This window comes from Stenotrophomonas sp. YJH_SMC_33, assembly GCF_059372295.1.
This window is the reverse complement of the sequence record NZ_JCAFVJ010000001.1, coordinates 61,148-80,579: the sequence shown is the minus strand read 5'-3', so window position 1 is coordinate 80,579 and position 19,432 is coordinate 61,148. Positions and strand designations below refer to the sequence as shown.

The following is a 19,432-nucleotide window of genomic DNA, read 5'->3' as shown; positions in this document are numbered from 1 at the left end:
CTTGGTTGGCACGGATGCATGCATCCACGCATGGCGTGGATCTACTGCAGCTGCAGACCGATCCGTAGCACCGGCAGCAGCCATTCGATGAACACCTGAACACGCTGCGCGCGGTGTTGCCGATGCGGTTGCAACAGCGTCACCGGCAAGGGCTGCGCCACGTGCTGTGGCATCACCTCCACCAACGCGCCGGATTGCAGTTCGGCCTGCACGTCGTAGCGCGGAATCTGCAGCAACCCCAACCCCGCCACACAGCACGCAATCGATGCCTCGGCGCTGTTCACCCGCACCCAGCCGGGCATCGGCAGCGTGCGCAGTTGGCCGCCGTCCTGCCACTCCCACGGTTCCACCCGTGCCGTGGTCGGCGACGCGTAGTTCACCGCGCGGTGCTGCGGCAGGTCGGCAGGATGCTGCGGCATGCCGTGTTCGCGCAGGTAAGCGGGCGCGGCGACGTTGACGAAGTCGAGCTGGCCCAGCGTGCGCGCCACCAGGCTGGAATCGCCCAGTTGACCGACCCGCAGCACCGCATCGCAACCGTCCTCGATCAGGTTTACCGCGCGGTCGGTCATGCCCAGGTCCACTTCCACCTGCGGATACTGCGCGAAGAATTCGGGCAGCGCCGGTGCGATGATGCGGCGGCCGATGCGGCTGGGCACGTCGATCTTCAGCAGACCGACCGGTTGCGCATCGTCTTGACGGAACAGCGATTCGGCGTCCTCGACCTCGGCGATCAGGCGCAGGCAGCGGGCATGGAACACGTCGCCATCATGGGTGGTGGACACCCGGCGGGTCGAGCGCTGCAGCAGGCGGGTGCCAAGCCTCTGTTCGAGCTCGGCCACCGCCGCCGAAACGGTCGAGCGGGGCAGGCCGAGCTGGTCGGCGGCGCGGGTGAAGCTGGCGCACTCCACGACCCGGGTGAAGATGCGGAAGCGATCGATCCGGTCCATTGTTCGCTGGCTCTGGAAAGTTAAGTCAATGTGGCGGGCTTTATCCGCTTTTTCTGCACGATATCGTCGTCAGGGCAGGGTTGCCACCCCGGGTAGCCCCCTCCCGAGACCGAAGCCATGACCGAGCAATCCCTCAAGGGCAAGACCGTGCTGATCGCCGGTGGCGCCAAGAACCTGGGCGGCCTGATCGCCCGCGACTTCGCCGCACAGGGCGCCAAAGCCATCGTCATCCACTACAACAGTGCCGCTACCCAGGCCGATGCAGAAGCGACTGTAGCCGCAGTGCAGGCCGCCGGCAGCAAGGCGGTGGCCCTGCAGGGCGACCTGACCTCGGCGGCAGCGATGGAGCGCTTGTTCGTCGATGCCGTGGCCGCAGTCGGCCGTCCCGACATCGCCATCAATACGGTCGGCAAGGTATTGAAGAAACCGCTGCTGGACATCAGCGAAGCGGAGTACGACGAGATGAGCGCGGTCAACGCCAAGGCGGCGTTCTTCTTCCTCAAGGAAGCCGGCCGCCACGTCAACGACGGTGGTCGCATCTGCACCCTGGTCACCTCATTGCTGGGTGCCTACACGCCGTTCTATTCCAGCTACGCCGGTACCAAGGCGCCAGTCGAGCACTTCACCCGCGCGGCGTCGAAGGAGTTCGGTGAGCGCGGCATCTCGGTGACTGCGATCGGGCCCGGCCCGATGGACACGCCGTTCTTCTACCCGGCCGAGAGTGCCGATGCGCAGGCGTACCACAAGACCGCGGCCGCGCTCTCGGCGTTCACCCGCACCGGGCTGACCGACATCGCCGATATCGTGCCGTGGATCCGCTTCCTGGTAACCGATGGCTGGTGGATGACGGGGCAGACCATCCTGGTCAATGGTGGGTACACCACCAAATAATGCAGCCACGCCTGGCGTGGCTGCCTGCTACCTGTAGAGTCGAGCCATGCTCGACTGCTGTTGCATGAGCCGAGCATGGCTCGGCTCTACAGGTGTTGCCCGATGGGTCAGCGCAGCTTGGCGAGCACGGCGTCGGTGGCAGCGGCGGTACTCACCGCCTGGCCCTTGGCGGCCAGATCGGCGGTGAACACGCCGTCGTCCAGCACGGCGTGCACTGCAGCTTCCACCGCCGCAGCCTCGGCTTCCAGCCCCAGCGAATGGCGCAGCAGCATCGCGGCGCTGAAGATCGTCGCGTACGGATTGGCGATGCCCTTGCCGGCGATGTCCGGGGCCGAACCGTGGATCGGTTCGTAGATGCCGACCGCACCCGGCTCACCCAGCGAGGCCGACGGCAGTAGGCCGAGCGAGCTGGCCAGCATCGAGGCTTCGTCGGTGAGGATGTCGCCGAACATGTTCTCGGTGACGATCACGTCGTACTCGCGCGGCTTGGCCAGCAGGTGCATTGCCATCGAATCGACCAGCTGGTGCTCCAGCGCCACCTCCGGGAACTCCTCGCGGCCGATGCGAGCGGCCACGTCACGCCACAGGCGCGAGGTCTCCAGCACGTTGGCCTTGTCCACCGAGGTGACCTTGCCACGCCGCTGCTGGGCCAGGCGGAAGGCACTGCGCAGCACGCGTTCGATCTCGGCCACCGTGTAGCGGCACAGGTCGCTGGCGCTGTCGGCGTCGCGGGTCTTGTCGCCGAAGTAGATGCCACCGGTCAGTTCGCGTACCACCACGAAGTCCACGCCCTGCAGCAGCTCGGCCTTGATCGGCGAGGCGTGCAGCGCGGCTTCGTGGGTACGCACCGGGCGCAGGTTGGCATACAGGCCCAGTGCCTTGCGGATTGCCAGCAGGCCCTGTTCCGGACGCACCTTGGCGTTCGGGTCGGACCACTTCGGGCCGCCGACCGCGCCCAGCAGCACCGCGTTGGCGGCCTGGCAGGCTTCCAGGGTCGACGCCGGCAGCGGTTCACCGTGGCGGTCGATGGCAACGCCACCGATGTCGTGCTCGCTGAAGGTGAAGGTGTGGTTGAAGCGCTCGGCGACGGCCTTCAGGACGGCCACTGCCGCGGCGGCCACTTCCGGGCCGATGCCATCACCGGGCAGGACAACAATTTCAGCGTGCATGCTCACTCTCGTAACGTTCGATTTCAGGGACACGGCCCAACAGATACCCCAACTGGTCGACGCCTTCCAGCAGGCAGGTCTGCGAGAAGCCATCCAGCGGGAAGGAATAGACGCGGCCATCGGGCGTGCGCAGTTCGCGCGCAGCCACGTCGATGGTCAGCGCATCGTCCGGGCGCTGCATCAGCGCCTGCACGTCGGCCTCGTCCAGCACGATCGGCAGCAGGCCGTTCTTCAGCGCGTTGCCGCGGAAGATATCGGCGATCTCGCTGCTGACGATGGCACGCAGGCCCAGGTCGGTCAGCGCCCACGGCGCATGTTCGCGCGAAGAACCGCAGCCGAAGTTGCGGCCCGCCAGCAGGATGCTGCGGCCGGCGTTGTGCGGCTGGTTGAAGGCGAAGTCGGCCACCGGCGAACCATCAGCCTGCCAGCGCCAGTCATTGAACGCGTTGCGGCCCAGGCCGGCACGCTCGGTGGTGGACAGGAACCGTGCCGGGATGATCTGGTCGGTGTCGATGTTGGTCTGGCGCAGCACCACGCTGGCCGAGGTCAGGGTACGGAAACCGGCCATCACGCCACCTCCTGTGCGAACAGTTCGCGGGTATCGGCCACGTGCCCGTTGACCGCGGCCCACGCCGCGCTCATCGGCGAAGCCAGCAGGGTGCGCGAACCGGGGCCTTGGCGGCCCTCGAAATTGCGGTTGCTGGTGCTCACGGCCAGCTGGCCGGGCGCGACCAGATCGCCGTTCATGGCGATGCACATCGAACAGCCCGGCTCGCGCCACTCGGCCCCGGCAGCGCGCACGATCTCGTGGATGCCCTCGGCCTCGGCCTCGCGCTTGACGATCTCCGAACCTGGCACCACCAGCATGCGCACCCGCTCAGCGACACGGCGGCCGCGCAGCACCTGCGCGACCTCGCGCATGTCACTCAGGCGGCCGTTGGTGCACGAACCGACGAACACCACGTCCACCGGCGTGCCGGCCAGTGCCTTGCCGGCCTGGAAGTGCATGTAGTCCAGGCCTTTCTGTGCAGCGGCATCGTTGGCGGCGGGAATCGGCGCATCCACCGCGATGGCGGTGCCCGGATGCGTGCCCCAGGTCAGGGTCGGGCGGATGTCGGTGGCGTCGATGCGTACTTCGCTGTCGAAGCGCGCGCCGTCATCACTGCGCAGCTGCTGCCAGCGCGCCACCGCAGCCTCGAAATCGGCGCCCTTTGGGCCGCGCGGGGTGTTGGCGACGAAGTCGAAGGTGACCTGGTCGGGCGCGACCATGCCGGCGCGTGCACCGGCCTCGATCGACATGTTGCACAGGGTCATGCGCTGTTCCATGTCCATCGCTTCGATGGTGCTGCCACGGAACTCGATGACGTGGCCGGTGCCGCCGTTGACGCCGATCACGCCGATGATGTGCAGCACCACGTCCTTGGCGCCGACGCCGGGCGCCAGCGGGCCATCGACGGTGATCGCAAAGGTCTTCGCCTTGCGCTGAAGCAGGCACTGCGTGGCCAGCACATGGCCGACTTCGCTGGTGCCGATGCCGAACGCCAGCGAACCGAAGGCCCCGTGGGTGGATGTGTGGCTGTCGCCGCAGACGATGGTCATGCCCGGCTGGGTGAAGCCCTGTTCCGGCGCGATCACGTGGACGATGCCGCGATTGTCCGAGGCCATGTCGAACAGCTCGATGCCGTGCTCGGCGCAGTTGCGTGCCAGCGTGGCGACCTGTGCCTCGGAGGCGGCGCTGGCATAGGGTAGCGTGCCGTCCGCGGCGGCCGGCAGGGTCGGCGTGGAGTGGTCCATCGTCGCCTTGGTGCGGTCCGGGCGGCGCGGCGACAGGCCGCGCTCGCGCAGCTCGGTGAACGCCTGCGGCGAGGTCACCTCGTGGATCAGGTGCAGGTCGATGTACAGCACGGCGGGCGCGCTGTCGGATTCGGGAACCACCACGTGGGCGTCCCACAGTTTGTCGTACAGGGTGCGGGGAGCGGAAGTCATGCGTATGCCTGGCAGAAGTACGAAATAGCGAACATCAGTAAAGAAGGCGGAACGGTCAAGTCAGCGACGGCGGGCGAGCACGCGCAGCCGCACATAGTCCGCCAGCGGCTGGCCGGCGGCGTTGCGCGGCAGCTCGGCCAGCAGCGCGCTCGCGGCCTCGCGCACCGTAGCCCGTGCCTCGGCTGGCAGGTCGTCCAGCAGCGGCGCGGCGAACACGCGCAGCCAGCCGGCCACGCCGGTCGGCAATGCCGTTGGGCGCGGCGTGCACTCGATCAGTTGCACCTGGAAGCCATGCTGGCGCAGGCGGTCGGCGTAGGTATCGGCCGTCGGGAAATACCACTGGAAGGTGCTGGCGCCATGGCCGTGGGCCACGCGCGCGGCCTGTACCGCCGCGATGATCGTGGCCACGTTGCCATGGCCACCGAATTCGGCGACAAAGCGGCCGCCGGGGCGCAGGGCGCGGCGCACGCCTTCCAGCACGCGGTCGGGAGTGCCCATCCAATGCAGTGCCGCGTTGCTGAACACTGCATCGAACTCGCTGTCGAACGACAGTGCGTGGCCGTCCATCACCTGGGCATCGACACCGCGCGCGCGGGCGGCGATCACCAGTTCCGGCGAGGCATCCACGCCGTGGATGCGCGCACCGCTCAGCGCCAGTTCGGTGCTGAGCACACCATCGCCACAGCCCAGGTCGAGGATGCGTTCACCCGCGCGCGGGTCGAGCAGGCGCGAGACCGCGCCGCCGAGCAGAGGCACGAAGCCGGCATCGATCGCATAGTCCTGGGCATTCCACTGCTGGCCAGCGGCGCTGGCCGGGGTGGGGGTGTCGAAGGCGCTCATGGCGGGTTCCTCAGGCGGTGGCGGGGGTGGGAACGTCGGTGCTGCTGTGGGCGGCGGCCTGGCGCTGGCGCAGCAGACGATTGGCAACATCCAGCCAGGCCAGCGCGGAGGCTTCGATGATGTCCTTGCTGGTGCCGGTGCCGTCGTACTCCACGCCCTCGTGGCGCACGCTCAGGTTGGCTTCGCCACGCGCATCCGCGCCGATGCCGACGCTGTGCACGTGGTAGCTGTCCAGCATCAGCTGCACGCCGGTGGCGGCCGACAGCGCGCCGAACAGCGCATCGACCGGGCCGTCGCCCTGTGCGGTTTCGGCCACGCGGTTGCCGTCCGGGTCGGACAGTTCGACCAGCGCGTTGGCGCGGCTGCCCACATCGCTGATGGTCATCGAGGCCAAGCGGTAGCCCTGTGCATTGGAGCCGCCCTGCATCAGCGTCTGCAGGTCGGCATCGGTGACCACGCGCTGCTGCTCGCACAGGCCCTTGAACTGCTCGAATACCAGCTTCAGTTCGTCTTCGTCCAGCCAGAAACCCAGCGCGCGCAGGCGCGCTTCGACGGCGGCGCGACCGCTGTGGCGGCCCAGCACCATCTGCGAATCCTCCCAGCCCACGTCTTCCGGACGCATGATTTCGTAGGTGCCGCGATGGCGCAGCATGCCGTGCTGGTGGATGCCCGATTCGTGGGCAAAGGCATTGGCACCGACGATGGCCTTGTTGCGCTGTACCGGCATGCCGACCAGGCGCTGCAGCAGCTGCGAGGTGCCGACGATGCGCGGGGTGTTGATCGAACTGTCCTGCTCGTAGAAGGCCTGGCGCACCTTCAGCACCATCGCGATCTCTTCCAGCGAGCAGTTGCCGGCGCGCTCGCCGATGCCGTTGATGGTGCACTCGACCTGGCGCGCGCCACCTTCGATGGCGGCCAGCGAGTTGGCCACGGCCAGGCCCAGGTCGTTGTGGCAGTGCGCGCTGAAGATCACATTGGCGGCGTTCGGAACGTCGGCGACGCCGGCGATGACCTGCTGGAACATCGCGCGGATTTCTTCCGGCGTGGTGAAGCCGACGGTGTCGGGCAGGTTGATGGTGGTGGCGCCGGCGGCAATGGCCACGCGCGAGACTTCGATCAGGTAGTCCAGCTCGGTGCGGGTGGCATCCTCGGCCGAGAATTCGACATCGTCGATGTACGAGCGTGCCAGCGATACATGCTTGCGTACCGATTCCAGCACCTGCTCGCGGGTCATGCGCAGCTTGTGCTCGCGGTGCAGCGGGCTGGTGGACAGGAACACGTGCAGGCGCGGGTTGGCCGCAGCTTCCAGGGCACGCGCCGAGGTTTCGATATCGGCCTGCAGGCAGCGCGACAGCACCGCCAGGCTCAGGCTCGGGCGGCGCAGCTCACGGCCGATCAGGGCCATCGCCTCGCGGTCGGACTGCGAGCTGGCCGGAAAGCCGGTCTCGATGACGTCCACGCCCAGTTCGTCCAGCGCACGCGCCATCACCAGCTTCTGCGGCGGGCTCATGCTGCAGCCGGGGGACTGCTCGCCGTCACGCAGGGTGGTGTCGAAGATGCGGATGCGCGGGGGGGTAATTCGTTCGATGGTGGTCACAGGGAAATCTCCTCGACAGCGGGTGCGACGGCTTGCAGGGGGGTAGGGGAAGAGGTGGGCGAAGCGTTGGCGCTGGCCTTGCCCGGCGAGCGCGGCGTTTCGCTGCGACGTCGCCGTGGCTTGCGCGGCGGACGCGGCCGGATGTCGGTAAGCAGGCCGGCCAGCACGCCGGCATCGATGTTGCCGCCGGAGACCACTGCGCACTTGCGGCGGCCCGCGACGCGGCGGCCGGCAGCCAGCGCCAGCGCGCCGGCGCCCTCGGCGATGATGTGTTCTTCCAGCGCCAGCCGCACCAGGGTTTCGCGCAGCTCGGCTTCGCGCACGATCACCACGTCGTCCAGCAGCGAGGTGCACAGGCGGCGGGTCAGGAAGCCGGGGATCTTCACTCGCACGCCATCGGCCAGCGAGGCGACGGGGGCGATCTCTCGGACATCGCCACGGATCGCGCGCGCCATCGAATCAACGCCTTCTACCTGTGCACCAACCACGCGCACGCCCTGTGATTTCAGCGCCAGGGCTACGCCGGAGGCCAGTCCACCGCCGCCGATCGGCACGATCACCACGTCAGGGGCATGCGCGGCCAGTTCGATGCCGACCGTGCCCTGGCCGGCGATCACGTCGGCATCATCGAACGCGGACAGGAAGCGGTAGCCGTGGCGCCGCGCCAGTTCGACCGCGAAGGCGTAGGCCTCGTCGTAGCTGTTGCCGTGCTGGCGCACGGTGGCGCCCCAATGGGCGACGCCGGCGATCTTGGTCGCCGGCGCGCCATGCGGCATCACCGTGATCGCCGGCACGTCCAAGCGATAGGCCGCCCACGCAACGCCCTGGGCGTGGTTGCCGGCCGAAGCGCAGATCACCGGGCGGGTGTCGCCGCGCTCGCGACCGGCCAGCAGCGCGTTCAACGCGCCGCGCACCTTGTAGGAACCGGTGCGCTGCAGGTTCTCCAGCTTCAGCCAGGTACCGAAGCGCTCGGCATGGTGCAGCGGGGTGGGCGGCAGGAAGCGGCGCAGGCGGGCCTGCGCTGCCAGAACGTCGGCAACGCTTACGTCGCCGACATCGCTTTCCTGGCTGGCATCAGCGGCCGGCATGGGCCACCAGCGCGGTGCCGAAGACCGCCGCATGCGGGCACGGGCGGCGAAGAAGACGCCTCCGTACCGGCACCGTGGTCGCTACGGTACGGGTGTTCATGGCGATACTCCTTCCACGGCGGTGACCTGTACGGACACGCAGTCGTAGATCTTCTCGATCTGCCGGCACAGCGTTTCCGCCGGGCGCTGGCCATCCACGACCAGCTGCAGGTGCCAGCGGCCATCGTCGGCAGCTACCGGCGCGCCGCTGATCGCACGCGGCGCGAAGCCGCGACGTTCGGCCATGCCGATCACGCGCAGCAGCGCGCCTTCGGCCGGGTGCAGCACCAGGTCAAGCCGGTATTGCATTGGGGGTCTCCTGGCGGGCATGGGCGGGATTGCTTTCCAGCATCGTGCTGTTGGCGGTGTTCGGCGGCACCAGCGGCCACACGTTGGCGCGTGCATCGATGGCCACATGCAGCAGGGCCGGGCCCGGCTCGGCCAGCAGCGCGGCCAGGCCGCCTTCCACGTCGTCGCGGTTGTCGATGCGGGTGGCGGCGATGCCGAACACCTGCGCCAATGCCACGAAGTCCGGGTTGTCGGACAGATCGATCTCGCTGTAACGCTCGGCGAAAAACAGTTCCTGCCACTGCCGCACCATGCCCAGCGAACTGTTGTCCAGCAGCACGATCTTCACCGGCAGGCGGCAGCGGGCGATGGTCGCCAGCTCCTGCACGTTCATCATGAAGCTGCCATCGCCGGACACCAGCACCACGGTGCGGTCGGGGCAGGCAAACTGCGCACCCATCGCCGCCGGCAGGCCGAAGCCCATGGTGCCCAGCGCGCCGCTGGTCAGGTGGTTGCGCGGGTGGTTGAAGCGGCAGTGCTGGGCCACCCACATCTGGTGCTGGCCGACATCGCAGGCGATCACCGCATCGGCCGGGGCCAGCTCGCTCAGGCGCTTCAGCAACGCCGGTGCGTAGATGTGCTGGCCCGGTGCGTCGTAGCGTGCGGCGAAGCGATCGCGATGCTGCGCACAGCGCTTGCGCCACGCCTCCTGGTGGGCCTTGGGGGAGGGGAAGGCCGCACGCAGGGCGCGGATGGCGTGACCGACGTTGCCAGGCACGGCGACATCGGCGCTGCGCAGCTTGGAGATCTCGTAGGCGTCCGCATCGATGTGGACCACACGGGCGAACGGGGCGAACTCGGCCAGCTTGCCGGTGGCACGGTCGTCGAAACGCGCCCCCAGCACCAGCAGCAGGTCGCTTTCCTGCACCGCCATGTTGGCCGCGCGAGTGCCGTGCATGCCCAGCATGCCCAGCGACTGCGGATGGCTGGCCGGCAGGGCACCCAGGCCGCGCAGGGTCATCACGGTGGGGATGGCACTGGCCTCGACGAAGTCGCGCAGGTCCTGCACGGCATCGCCCAGCGCGATGCCGCCACCGGCGTAGACCACCGGCTTCTCGGCTGCGGCCAGCGCGGCGATGGCCTCGGCGATGGCGGCCTCGGCCGGCGCCGGCGGCGATTCGACGCTGCTGGGCACATGCGCCGGCAGATGGCTGGCATCGGCCAACTGCACATCCTTGGGCAGGTCGATCAGCACCGGGCCGGGGCGACCCTCACGGGCAATGCGGAACGCATCGGCCACCACGCGCGGCAGGTCATCGACGCTGCGCACCAGCCAGCTGTGCTTGACGATCGGCATCGTCAGGCCGAACACATCCAGTTCCTGGAAGGCGTCGGTGCCCAGCAGCGGCGTGCCGACCTGGCCGGTGATGCAGACCATCGGTACCGAATCGAGCATCGCATCGGCAATGCCGGTGACCAGGTTCGAGGCGCCCGGGCCGGATGTGGCTACGCAGACGCCGACCTGGTTGCTGGCGCGGGCGAAGCCGTTGGCGGCCAGCGCCGCGCCCTGCTCATGGCGTACCAGGATGTGCTTCAGCGACGAATCCACCAGCGCGTCGTAGAACGGCATGATGGTGCCACCTGGATAGCCGAACAGCGTGCGGACGCCTTCGGCCTCCAGCGCCTGGGTCAGCCAGCGCGCGCCGTTGGGCGGCGCGCTGCGATGTGTCGAAGAGTTCATGGGGGAACCTTGCAAAGCGGGTGGGGGAGGGCCGCGCGTTTACGCGGCCTGTCCTTGCAACCAGACCATCTTGGCGCGCAGTTCCTTGCCCACCTTCTCGATCGGGTGCTCCAGGTCGGCCTGCTTGAACCTGTTGTAGTTCGGCAGGCCCGCTTCGTACTCGGCCACCCAGTTCTTGGTGAAGGTGCCGTCCTGGATGTCCTTCAGTACTTCCTTCATGCGTTCCTTGGTGCCGGCATCGATCACACGCGGGCCGCTGACGTAGTCGCCGTACTGCGCGGTCTCGGAGATGAACTCCAGCATGCGCGAGATGCCACCTTCGTAGAACAGGTCCACGATCAGCTTCAGTTCGTGCAGCACTTCGTAATAGGCGATTTCCGGCTGGTAACCGGCTTCCACCAGGGTCTCGAAGCCCGCCTGCACCAGCGCCGAAGCGCCACCGCACAGCACCGCCTGCTCGCCGAACAGATCAGTTTCGGTCTCTTCCTTGAAGGTGGTCTGGATCAGGTTGGCGCGGGCGCCACCCAGGCCGGCTGCATAGGCGAGTGCGTACTCGGCGGCCTTGCCGCTTTTGTCCTGGTAGACCGCCCAGATGCACGGCACGCCGCGGCCGATTTCATATTCACGACGGACCAGCGCGCCCGGGCCCTTCGGTGCGACCAGCACCACGTCGAGGTCGTCGCGCGGCTTGATCATGTCGAAGTGCACGTTCAGGCCGTGCGCGAACAACAGCACCGCACCCTGTTTCATGTTCGGCGCCAGCACATCGTCGTAGAGCTTCTTCTGCACCATGTCCGGCGTCAGCACGGCGACCAGGTCGGCATCCTTCACCGCATCGGCCGGTGCTTTCACGGTGAAGCCATCGGCCTGCGCCTTGACCTCGGTCGGGCCGCCCGGACGCAGGCCTACCACCACATCGAAGCCGGATTCGCGCAGGTTCAGTGCGTGGGCGCGGCCCTGGCTGCCGTAGCCGATGACGGCGATCTTGGTCTGGGGCAGGTCGTTGGTGCTCATGGGGGAGGTTCCTTGCGGTGGGAAGAAAAAAGAACGGCCGGTCGTCGAGGTGACGTACCGGCCGGTCAGGGGAAAGCGGTGGAGGAGGCGCTGCGCATCGCACAGGCACAGCCACCACGAGGCGTGGTGGTGGTCTGGGGCCGGGCTTTGCACTGAGCGTTGGTCATGGTGGTTGCGTCTGAAACCAGGTCCTGAAATGAAAAAACCCGCACCGGGGCGGGTGCGGGTTTTGATGAGTTCCGGTGTGTTTGTTGCTTACACGCTGGCTCGTCCCGCACCTGGTGGCTGGGTAATAAGTACGAGCACAAGAATCGAACGCAGCGAGGCGGCGCCGGTGTCGGCGGCTTCGATGTGGGTTCGCAGTGGCGTGTTGTGATGCAACATGTGATCGAGAGAAACACAGCCGTTTTGGCGGTGTCAACCCTCGCGACGGTTTTTTTATCGGTTTCCAGTGAATCCAGCGCAATCGCTTGCGGCACAAGGATGGTTGCTGCTGAAAGTGTTTCGGTGAACCCGAATTCACTCCTTTCTGGGCGGTTTTTGCGCGGAATCCGTTGGATTCTTCCACCCCAGGATCAACGTCCATGACGTCTGTCCGATACCGCGTGAAGGCCGCAGCGGCGAAGATCGGGGAACCACCCGTCCATCGGAACCCGACCGTGTCCCGACGCCTTGCCCGTTCCCTGCTCGCCGCCGCCGTGCTGGCTGCCGTGCCCGCGCTGTCCTTTGCCGCCGACCGCATTACCGGCCACACCTTCGCCTCCCGTTCGGAGGTGATCGCCCCCCATGCGATGGCCGCCACCTCGCAGCCGCTGGCCACCCAGATCGCGCTGGACGTGATGAAGGGCGGTGGCTCGGCGGTGGATGCCGCCATCGCGGCCAACGCAGCGCTGGGCCTGATGGAGCCCACCGGCAACGGCGTCGGCGGCGACCTGTTCGCCATCGTCTGGGACCCGAAGACGCAGAAGCTCTATGGCTACAACGGCTCGGGGCGCTCGCCGAAATCGCTCACCCTGGCCGAGTTCCAGCGCCGTGGCCTGAAGGACATTCCGGCCACCGGCCCGCTGCCGGTGTCGGTGCCCGGCGCGGTCGATGGTTGGTTCGCGCTGCACGAACGCTTCGGCCGCAAGCCAATGGCTGACAACCTGGCGCCGGCCATCCGCTACGCCCGCGAGGGCCACCCGGTGGCCGAAGTGATCGCCTACTACTGGGACCGCTCGGTACCCAAGCTGTCGCAGTACCCGGGCTTCAAGGAGCAGTTCACGATCAACGGCCACGCCCCGCGCAAGGGCGAGATGTGGAAGAACCCGAATCTGGCCAGCACGCTGCAGAAGATCGCCGATGGCGGACGCGACGCCTTCTACAAGGGTGACATCGCCCGCACCATCGGCGACTATTTCAAGGCCAACGGTGGCTACCTGAGCTATCAGGACATGGCCGAGCACCACGGTGAATGGGTCGAGCCGGTCAGCAGCAACTACCGTGGCTACGACGTCTGGGAGCTGCCACCCAACAGCCAGGGCATTGCCGCGCTTCAGATCCTCAACGTGCTGGAAGGCTACGATTTCTCGAAGATCCCGTTCGGCTCACCCGAGCACGTGCACCTGTTCGTCGAAGCGAAGAAGCTGGCCTTCGCCGACCGTGCACGCTTCTACGCCGACATGGCATTCCAGCCGGCGCCGGTGCAGAAGCTGATTTCCAAGGAGTACGCCGCGCAGCGCCGCGCGCTGATCTCGATGGACAAGGCGTTGAAGGAAGTGCAGCCGGGCACGCCGAAGCAGCTGGAGGAGGGCGACACGATCTACATGACCGTGGCCGACGCCGACGGCATGATGGTCTCGCTGATCCAGTCCAACTACCGCGGCATGGGCAGCGGCATGGCGCCGCCGGGGCTGGGCTTCATCCTGCAGGATCGTGGCGAGATGTTCGTGCTGCAGAAGAACCATCCCAACGGCTACGCGCCGGGCAAGCGCCCCTTCCAGACCATCATTCCGGCGTTCATCACCAAGGGCGGCAAGCCGTATGCCAGCTTCGGCGTGATGGGCGGCGCGATGCAGCCGCAGGGCCACGCGCAGATCGTGATGAACCTGGTGGACTTCGGCATGAATCTGCAGGAAGCCGGTGATGCGCCGCGCATCCAGCACGAAGGCTCGACTGAACCGACGGGTCAGGCCACGGCGATGACCGATGGTGGTGAAGTGAATCTGGAAACCGGCTTCCCGTACGAGACGGTGCGCGCGTTGATGCGCAAGGGGCATCGCATCGTGTTCGCCGATGGCCCGTATGGCGGGTACCAGGCGATCATGCGTGATCCCGAGACCGGTGTTTACTACGGTGCTTCGGAGAGCCGCAAGGATGGGCAGGCGGCGGGATATTGAGGTTTTCCGGCGACCGGGCTGAGCCCCCTCTGCGGTGGTAAGGGTTTCAGTGATGCTTGGTTTGGCCGGGCGGGTGGATTGTCTGGGGGCCGCTGCAAGTACGACCATGTAAACTCGGTCGCCGCTTGCTCGTGTGCACTGTCCTGCGCACACGGCAAGACCGGGGTTGGGCATCCGGCCCAACCCGCCCGAGGCATGCCTCGGGCCCATGCGGCTCACGCCCCCAGCCAACCCACCCGCCCGGCCACGGACAGTTTCCTGCGGCCGCCACCGCAGGAAGAGAAAGAAGAAGATCAAGAGCAAAGGCAACAGCAACAGCAACAGCCGCGCGCTGTGGGTTGGGGTCGGACCCGTTTTCCGAAGGAAAACGGATCCGACCCCTTCTTGTTTTCCGATACACCTGATCCACGCATGGCGTGGATCTACTGCCGTCACCGGGAAATTGCCGGAGGCGGGGAGGGGGCCGATGGCGGGACCGTCCACGGCATGGATGCCGTGGCCGAGCCTACAGGGACGTACTTGCGGCGTGTCCCGCCATCGGCCCCCTCACCGCCAGACCAGCAGAAATCCAGAGCCGCTTTTGAAGTTGTTGTTGCCGTTGCTTGAAAAAAGCGGTGCAGCCGCAGGCTGCAAAACCCCCTCAATCCTGATCGTGCGCGCGCGCTGCCTCCGCCTGGGTTTCCTCCTGCGCCGCCATCTCGCGTGCAATCCACGCATCGATCATGTGCCGCTGGCGCTGCGCCTGCCGCCGCTCCCGGGTGTATTCCTGGTCCAGCACCCGGTACAGGGACACCATCACAAGAAGCATCAGCAGCGCGAACGGCAGCGCAGCGATGGTGATCATGCCCTGCAGCGCCTCCAGTCCCCCTGCCAACAGCAAGGAACCCGCCACGAGCGCAATGCCGACACCCCACGCCACTTTGTGCTTGCGCAATGGCTCGCCCGCGCCGTCCGTGGACATGCTGGCCAGCACAAGTACCGCAGAATCAGCCGAGGTCACGAAGAAGATCATCAGTAGCACCAGCGCAATGCACGACAGCAGCAACGGCAGCGGCATGCTGTCGAACATGGTGAACAGCACCGTTTCATAGCCGTTGCCCAGTGCCTGCAGCAGGTCGGCCTGGCCGAAGATCTGCATCCAGATCGCGGTGCCACCGAACACCGAGAACCAGAAGAAGCCCAGCAGCGTCGGTGCCAGCACCACGCCGATCACGAACTCGCGCACGCTGCGCCCGCGCGAGATGCGCGCGATGAACGAACCCACGAACGGTGCCCAGGAGATCCACCAGGCCCAGTAGAAGATCGTCCAGTCCGCGACCCAGGTGCTGGACGAGAACGGTGACATGCGCAGGCTCATCGTCACCAGCTGATTGAGATAGGAGCCCAACGTCGTCGTGAAGGTGTTGAAGATCGCGCCAGTCGGGCCGAGTACCAGCACCAGCGCGAGCAGCAGTGCAGCCAATGCAAGGTTGAAGTTGGACAGCCATTTCATGCCGCGGCCGACGCCGCTGAGCGTGGACGCCATGTACAGTACGAAAGCCACTGCGATGATGGTCAGCTGCAGCGGCACGCCCGCCTGCACGCCGAACACGCGTTCCACGCCGGCCGCGATCTGTATCGTGCCGAAGCCCAGTGCTGTAGCCACGCCAACCGCGGTGGCGACGACCGCGGAGATGTTGACCATATGCCCGATCCAGCCACGATGGTGACGGCCGATGATCGGTTGCAACATATCGCTGATCTGGCCACGGCCGTTGCGGTTGAACTGGAACCAGGCCATTGCCAGGCCGATCAGCGCATAGATGGCCCAGGGGTGCAGGCCCCAATGGAAGAACACGTAGCGCATGGCAGCACGCGCGGCGTCCATGCTTTCAGGTGCCAGCCCTTCCGGTGGCTTGCTGAAGTGCGAAATGGGCTCGGCGGCGCCCCAGAACACCAGACCGATGCCCATGCCAGCGGCGAACAGCATCGACATCCAGCTGGCCCGCGAGAACTCCGGTTCGGCGTCCTCTCCGCCGATGCGCAGGTTGCCGAAGCGGCCGAAGGCCAGGTACATCAGGAATACCAGGGCCAGGAACACGACCAGCAGGTAGAGCCAGCCGATGCCGCGGATGAGTTCGCCGAGGATGCTCTGCACCACGGTATTGAAGGGACCGGGTGCAACACCGGCGAGCAGCACCAGCAGCAGAACCAGTGCAATGGAAACGCGAAACACCATGAAGGGGCTTCTCCGATCAAGGGATTGAGGGGAGCGAGCAGAGCTTGCTGCGAGGGGCCGGCGACATGCAGCACAGACCGGGCAGGGGCCGCGAAGGCGGCGAGGAAACATCGGCCGCAGCGGCAGGATGCGCGTGCACGTTACTGAATGCGATGTCACGGTTTTGTTAATACAGAAACAGCGGATCCACGCCGTGCGTGGATGGAACAGCCATGGGCTGCAGCACGTTCTATGCTCTAATGCACACCAAGAAGCGGGGGTACCGGGCCATGTGGCCACGGTTGAGACAGTCCCTTGGAACCTGATCCGGCTCATACCGGCGTAGGGAAGCTTTGCAATGCAGCCGTGCCCGGACTCCGCCCAAGGACCGTCCGCGCGGGGTCGCAGTGCGCCGCCGCTTCGTCCCTGACCTTCCTGGACGATGCCCGATGAACGCACAGCTCTCCGCCCTGCAGCAACAGGCCCAGCAACTCTCCGAATCCGTGACCCGGCCCATTCCCGGATCGCGCAAGATACACGTGGCCGGCTCGCGCCCGGATCTGCTGGTGCCGATGCGCGAGATCGCGCTGACCCGCACGCCGACCCTGTTCGGCGGCGAAGAGAATGCGCCGGTCACGGTCTACGACACGTCCGGCCCCTACACTGATACGGGCGTACGCATCGATCTGTCCGCAGGCCTGCCGGCGCTGCGCCGCGGCTGGGTGGAGGAACGCGGCGATACCGAACAGCTCGAAGGACTGAGTTCTTCGTTCGGCCGCGACCGCGAGCATGACCCGAAACTCGATGCCGTGCGGTTCCCTGCGCGCAGCCTGCCACGCCGTGCGCGAGCCGGCGCGAACGTCACCCAGATGCACTATGCGCGGCGCGGCATCATCACGCCGGAAATGGAGTTCGTCGCCATCCGCGAGAACCAGCGGCTCGACGCGGTCCGCGATGCCGGCCTGCTGCAGCAGCACCCGGGCGAGTCGTTCGGTGCTTCAATCCAGAAGGTGATCACACCCGAATTCGTGCGCGACGAGATCGCACGCGGCCGCGCGGTGCTGCCCAACAACATCAACCATCCGGAAAGCGAGCCGATGATCATCGGCCGCAACTTCCTGACCAAGATCAACGCCAACATCGGCAACAGTGCCGTGTCCTCCGGGATTGCCGAGGAAGTGGAAAAGCTGGTGTGGGCGATCCGCTGGGGCGGTGACACGGTGATGGACCTGTCCACCGGCAAGCACATCCACGAAACCCGCGAGTGGATCATCCGCAATTCGCCGGTGGCGATCGGTACCGTGCCGATCTACCAGGCGCTGGAGAAGGTTGACGGCCGTGCCGAGGCGCTTACCTGGGAGATCTTCCGCGACACGCTGATCGAGCAGGCCGAGCAGGGCGTGGACTACTTCACCATCCACGCTGGCGTGCTGCTGCGCTACGTGCCACTCACCGCCAAGCGCGTGACCGGCATTGTCAGCCGTGGTGGCTCGATCATGGCCAAGTGGTGCCTGGCGCACCACAAGGAGAATTTCCTCTACACGCATTTCGAGGACATCTGCGAGATCATGAAGGCCTATGACGTGACCTTCTCGCTGGGTGACGGCCTGCGCCCGGGCTGCATCGCCGATGCCAACGACGCCGCGCAGTTCGGTGAGCTGGAAACGCTGGGTGAGCTGACGAAGATCGCCTGGAAGCATGATGTGCAGACCATGATCGAAGGCCCCGGCCATGTGCCGATGCAGCTGATCAAGGAGAACATGGACAAGCAGCTGCGCGAGTGCGGCGAGGCGCCGTTCTATACGCTGGGCCCGCTGACCACCGACATCGCGCCGGGCTACGACCACATCACCAGCGCGATCGGTGCGGCGATGATCGGCTGGTTCGGCACGGCGATGCTCTGCTACGTGACGCCGAAGGAGCACCTTGGCCTGCCCAACCGCCAGGATGTGCGCGACGGCATCATGGCCTATCGCATTGCCGCGCACGCAGCCGACCTGGCCAAGGGGCATCCGGGCGCGCAGGTGCGCGACAACGCGCTGAGCAAGGCGCGTTTCGAGTTCCGCTGGGAAGACCAGTTCCACCTCGGCCTGGATCCGGAGAAGGCCAAGGAGTTCCATGACGAGACGCTGCCGAAGGATGCGCACAAGCTGGCCCACTTCTGCTCGATGTGCGGCCCGCACTTCTGTTCGATGAAGATCACCCAGGATGTGCGTGACTACGCCGAAGCCGGCATGAAGGAGAAGTCGGCGGAGTTCCGCGCGGCCGGTGCCGAGGTCTATCGCCAGGAGTGATGCGGAAGCGGGGGTGCCGGCCAGCGGCCGGCACTACCGCTCATCACGCCGCTCCCGGCTATCCTCCGCCCATCTTCCTGGGGAAAGGACGCCATGCCTGTTGCCATCACCACCCGTTGGCTGGCCATTGCCCGCCGTCATCCTTCGGCCTGGCTGTTGGGCGCCCAGCTGATCGCGGTGCTGCTGTACCCCGCGCTGGATGACACCGCTGCGGGCCGCGCGGCGCTGGGCATGTTCGGCATGGCGGTGCTGGGCCTGGCATTGTGGGTGGTGCAACGCAGCCCGCTGGGCACCTGGCTGGCACTGCTGCTGGCCATTCCCTCGGTGGTGTTCTCGCTGGCCGGTGCACTGCTGGACCGCACTGCGCTGCTGACCACCGCGCAACTGCTGGAGAGCCTGCTGTACTTCTATACGGCCGGTGCGCTCATTGCCTACATGCTCCAGGACCATAAAGTCACCCGCGATGAACTGTTCGCCGCAGGCGCCACATTCACGCTGCTGGCCTGGGCCTTCGCATTTGCTTTTGCCGTGTGCCAACAATGGTATCCGGGCAGTTTCCAGGGCTCCGGCGGCGGTGCACAGCGCACCTGGATGGAACTGCTTTATCTGAGCTTCAGTTTGCTCTCGGGTGTCGGCTTGAGCGACGTCGTGCCACTGCATCCGCAGGCGCGTGCATTGGTCATGCTGGAGCAGTTTTCAGGCGTGATGTACGTGGCTTTGGTGGTTTCACGACTGGTCGGATTGACCATGCTGCGGCGCATGTGAAAATGAACGCCAGATAAAAATTTCGCGCCCCGCAGGGCGCGAATGGTGCAGCAAATTATGTGAATGCGTCGGCGAGAGAGAGCCTGGATGTCGACCACGCGATAGGCGAGGTAACCCGCATAGGCTAGTATTCGCCCGCTTCATTGTTTTTGCGGTATGCGCCGATGCTTTGTGCGGAGTCTGGCTTTTTGCTGTTCC

15 protein-coding genes and 1 riboswitch are annotated in these 19,432 nt (G+C 66.4%); of the genes, 4 read left to right on the top strand and 11 right to left on the bottom strand.

Features of this window, described 5'->3' with window-relative positions; genetic code table 11:
* Window positions 1-41 precede the first annotated feature (41 nt).
* Entirely contained in the window at window positions 42-947 is a 906-nt protein-coding gene (locus AC5P9W_RS00390; protein WP_495218616.1) for a LysR family transcriptional regulator, read from the bottom strand.
* Between the two features lie 117 nt (window positions 948-1,064).
* On the opposite strand from AC5P9W_RS00390, the gene AC5P9W_RS00385 reads away from it, so the two are divergent.
* Window positions 1,065-1,838 carry an SDR family oxidoreductase gene (locus AC5P9W_RS00385; protein ID WP_021202146.1) on the top strand — a complete coding sequence of 258 codons (774 nt, stop codon included), beginning with the start codon at window positions 1,065-1,067 and terminating at the stop codon, window positions 1,836-1,838.
* A 107-nt stretch (window positions 1,839-1,945) separates the two neighbouring features.
* On the opposite strand, the gene leuB is transcribed toward AC5P9W_RS00385, so the two are convergent.
* The 9 genes from leuB to ilvC form a co-directional block, all read right to left on the bottom strand.
* A complete protein-coding gene (leuB, locus tag AC5P9W_RS00380; RefSeq protein ID WP_495218614.1) occupies window positions 1,946-3,007 on the bottom strand; it encodes a 3-isopropylmalate dehydrogenase in 1,062 nt (353 codons plus the stop codon).
* A complete protein-coding gene (leuD, locus tag AC5P9W_RS00375; RefSeq protein WP_021202144.1) occupies window positions 2,997-3,575 on the bottom strand; it encodes a 3-isopropylmalate dehydratase small subunit in 579 nt (192 codons plus the stop codon). Before leuD ends, leuB begins: the two co-directional genes overlap by 11 nt.
* Window positions 3,575-4,993, bottom strand: a complete 1,419-nt coding sequence (leuC, locus tag AC5P9W_RS00370) for a 3-isopropylmalate dehydratase large subunit (RefSeq protein WP_021202143.1) — start codon at window positions 4,991-4,993, stop codon at window positions 3,575-3,577. Before leuC ends, leuD begins: the two co-directional genes overlap by 1 nt.
* Before the next feature lie 60 nt (window positions 4,994-5,053).
* Complete coding sequence (locus AC5P9W_RS00365) at window positions 5,054-5,833, bottom strand: class I SAM-dependent methyltransferase (RefSeq protein ID WP_019662044.1); 780 nt, start codon at window positions 5,831-5,833, stop codon at window positions 5,054-5,056.
* 10 nt (window positions 5,834-5,843) lie between these two features.
* Window positions 5,844-7,430 (bottom strand): 2-isopropylmalate synthase, encoded by a 1,587-nt coding sequence (locus AC5P9W_RS00360; RefSeq protein WP_495218613.1) that lies wholly within the window; start codon window positions 7,428-7,430, stop codon window positions 5,844-5,846.
* Window positions 7,427-8,518: a threonine dehydratase gene (locus AC5P9W_RS00355; protein WP_459389972.1), complete on the bottom strand. Its 1,092-nt coding sequence runs from the start codon at window positions 8,516-8,518 to the stop codon at window positions 7,427-7,429. The genes AC5P9W_RS00360 and AC5P9W_RS00355 overlap by 4 nt, the downstream gene beginning before the upstream one ends.
* 96 nt (window positions 8,519-8,614) lie before the next feature.
* On the bottom strand, window positions 8,615-8,866 hold the full coding sequence (locus AC5P9W_RS00350; RefSeq protein ID WP_005410947.1) for an ACT domain-containing protein: 252 nt from the start codon (window positions 8,864-8,866) through the stop codon (window positions 8,615-8,617).
* Entirely contained in the window at window positions 8,850-10,586 is a 1,737-nt protein-coding gene (gene ilvG / locus AC5P9W_RS00345) for an acetolactate synthase 2 catalytic subunit (RefSeq protein WP_495218611.1), read from the bottom strand. Before ilvG ends, AC5P9W_RS00350 begins: the two co-directional genes overlap by 17 nt.
* A gap of 39 nt (window positions 10,587-10,625) precedes the next feature.
* Window positions 10,626-11,600 carry a ketol-acid reductoisomerase gene (ilvC, locus tag AC5P9W_RS00340; protein ID WP_021202138.1) on the bottom strand — a complete coding sequence of 325 codons (975 nt, stop codon included), beginning with the start codon at window positions 11,598-11,600 and terminating at the stop codon, window positions 10,626-10,628.
* Between the two features lie 659 nt (window positions 11,601-12,259).
* On the opposite strand from ilvC, the gene ggt reads away from it, so the two are divergent.
* Window positions 12,260-13,978, top strand: coding sequence for a gamma-glutamyltransferase (ggt, locus tag AC5P9W_RS00335; protein ID WP_111099071.1), 1,719 nt, complete (start codon window positions 12,260-12,262; stop codon window positions 13,976-13,978).
* Between the two features lie 640 nt (window positions 13,979-14,618).
* Here the strand turns inward: ggt and AC5P9W_RS00330 are convergent.
* Window positions 14,619-16,196: a BCCT family transporter gene (locus AC5P9W_RS00330; protein WP_495218609.1), complete on the bottom strand. Its 1,578-nt coding sequence runs from the start codon at window positions 16,194-16,196 to the stop codon at window positions 14,619-14,621.
* A 245-nt stretch (window positions 16,197-16,441) separates the two neighbouring features.
* A riboswitch (TPP riboswitch) is annotated at window positions 16,442-16,542 on the top strand.
* A gap of 82 nt (window positions 16,543-16,624) precedes the next feature.
* Between AC5P9W_RS00330 and thiC the strand changes: the two genes are divergently transcribed.
* Together thiC and AC5P9W_RS00320 are read left to right on the top strand one after the other, a co-directional pair.
* Window positions 16,625-18,469: a phosphomethylpyrimidine synthase ThiC gene (gene thiC, locus AC5P9W_RS00325; protein ID WP_111098780.1), complete on the top strand. Its 1,845-nt coding sequence runs from the start codon at window positions 16,625-16,627 to the stop codon at window positions 18,467-18,469.
* A gap of 93 nt (window positions 18,470-18,562) precedes the next feature.
* Window positions 18,563-19,234, top strand: a complete 672-nt coding sequence (locus AC5P9W_RS00320) for an ion channel (protein ID WP_191863601.1) — start codon at window positions 18,563-18,565, stop codon at window positions 19,232-19,234.
* Window positions 19,235-19,432 lie beyond the last annotated feature (198 nt).

Coding starts and splice junctions, on each gene's coding strand:
- AC5P9W_RS00390 (WP_495218616.1), bottom strand. CDS start 947: ATGGACCGGATCGATCGCTTCCGCATCTTCACCCGGGTCGTGGAGTGC.
- AC5P9W_RS00385 (WP_021202146.1), top strand. CDS start 1,065: ATGACCGAGCAATCCCTCAAGGGCAAGACCGTGCTGATCGCCGGTGGC.
- leuB (WP_495218614.1), bottom strand. CDS start 3,007: ATGCACGCTGAAATTGTTGTCCTGCCCGGTGATGGCATCGGCCCGGAA.
- leuD (WP_021202144.1), bottom strand. CDS start 3,575: ATGGCCGGTTTCCGTACCCTGACCTCGGCCAGCGTGGTGCTGCGCCAG.
- leuC (WP_021202143.1), bottom strand. CDS start 4,993: ATGACTTCCGCTCCCCGCACCCTGTACGACAAACTGTGGGACGCCCAC.
- AC5P9W_RS00365 (WP_019662044.1), bottom strand. CDS start 5,833: ATGAGCGCCTTCGACACCCCCACCCCGGCCAGCGCCGCTGGCCAGCAG.
- AC5P9W_RS00355 (WP_459389972.1), bottom strand. CDS start 8,518: ATGCCGGCCGCTGATGCCAGCCAGGAAAGCGATGTCGGCGACGTAAGC.
- AC5P9W_RS00350 (WP_005410947.1), bottom strand. CDS start 8,866: ATGCAATACCGGCTTGACCTGGTGCTGCACCCGGCCGAAGGCGCGCTG.
- ilvG (WP_495218611.1), bottom strand. CDS start 10,586: ATGAACTCTTCGACACATCGCAGCGCGCCGCCCAACGGCGCGCGCTGG.
- ilvC (WP_021202138.1), bottom strand. CDS start 11,600: ATGAGCACCAACGACCTGCCCCAGACCAAGATCGCCGTCATCGGCTAC.
- AC5P9W_RS00330 (WP_495218609.1), bottom strand. CDS start 16,196: ATGGTGTTTCGCGTTTCCATTGCACTGGTTCTGCTGCTGGTGCTGCTC.
- thiC (WP_111098780.1), top strand. CDS start 16,625: ATGAACGCACAGCTCTCCGCCCTGCAGCAACAGGCCCAGCAACTCTCC.
- AC5P9W_RS00320 (WP_191863601.1), top strand. CDS start 18,563: ATGCCTGTTGCCATCACCACCCGTTGGCTGGCCATTGCCCGCCGTCAT.